The sequence below is a fragment of the Streptomyces ossamyceticus genome, from assembly GCF_001418475.1.
GTDB classification, from domain to species: domain Bacteria; phylum Actinomycetota; class Actinomycetes; order Streptomycetales; family Streptomycetaceae; genus Streptomyces; species Streptomyces ossamyceticus.
This window is the reverse complement of the sequence record NZ_LIQX01000629.1, coordinates 1,195-2,017: the sequence shown is the minus strand read 5'-3', so window position 1 is coordinate 2,017 and position 823 is coordinate 1,195. Positions and strand designations below refer to the sequence as shown.

At 68.9% G+C, this 823-nt stretch carries 2 pseudogenes and 1 riboswitch; of the pseudogenes, one reads left to right on the top strand and one right to left on the bottom strand.

Annotated elements, in window-relative coordinates:
• Positions 1-25 precede the first annotated feature (25 nt).
• Positions 26-151, top strand: a pseudogene (locus tag AOK15_RS48645) (energy-coupling factor ABC transporter permease); the annotation flags it as partial.
• Between the two features lie 53 nt (positions 152-204).
• On the opposite strand, the pseudogene AOK15_RS35265 reads toward AOK15_RS48645, so the two are convergent.
• Positions 205-453 (bottom strand): annotated as a pseudogene (locus AOK15_RS35265) (energy-coupling factor ABC transporter permease); the annotation flags it as partial.
• A gap of 30 nt (positions 454-483) precedes the next feature.
• A riboswitch (cobalamin riboswitch) is annotated at positions 484-667 on the bottom strand.
• Between the last annotated feature and the right edge of the window lie 156 nt (positions 668-823).

The window sequence follows — 823 nt, the reverse complement described above, 5'->3', positions numbered from 1 at the left end:
GGTCAGGGAGCACCCGGAGAGCACGCTGCTGCTCGGTGCCTCGGGGGCCTTCACCTTCGTCCTGTCCGCGCTGAAGCTGCCGTCCGTCACCGGCAGTTGCTCCCACCCCACGGGCACCGGACTGGGCGCCATCCTGTTCCGGCCGCCGATCATGGCGGTACTGGGCACCATCACCCTGCTCTTCCAGGCCCTGCTGCTCGCCCACGGCGGCCGGAACAGGATGGCGCCCAGTCCGGTGCCCGTGGGGTGGGAGCAACTGCCGGTGACGGACGGCAGCTTCAGCGCGGACAGGACGAAGGTGAAGGCCCCCGAGGCACCGAGCAGCAGCGTGCTCTCCGGGTGCTCCCTGACCTCACGGGTGAGTGACCGTACTCCGTGGACGACGAACGGCGCGGACGCGACACCCCAGGCGATCGCGTGCGCCGGAGGAAGGAAACCCTCGGCTATGTGCATGGCTCAGCAGACCCTCTCCAGCACCTCGTGGATGGTTGACGTGCCTTGGCCGGTCTCCTGGCTGACGGGTACCACCGCCCGTGCTCCGCCTTCCCGGGTCACAAGGACCCAGTGGCTGTCCGTGAGGACTGGAGCCGGACTTCCCGATCACAGTGGCGAGGGCCGCACCGGCATCACACCGGATTTCCCGTTCACCAAGGCGTGGTGACAGTAGTGCCCGTACAAGGGCGCTGACAAGCGCAGACGGGGGCGCGAGGACGGTGGTGAACAGCACACACCCCGGCGCACGCCCCATCAGTCCCACGCGGCGCACACCATGGAAGGGCCCAACACCCCTGCCCCATACGACGGATTTGCCGTCACGGCGGCC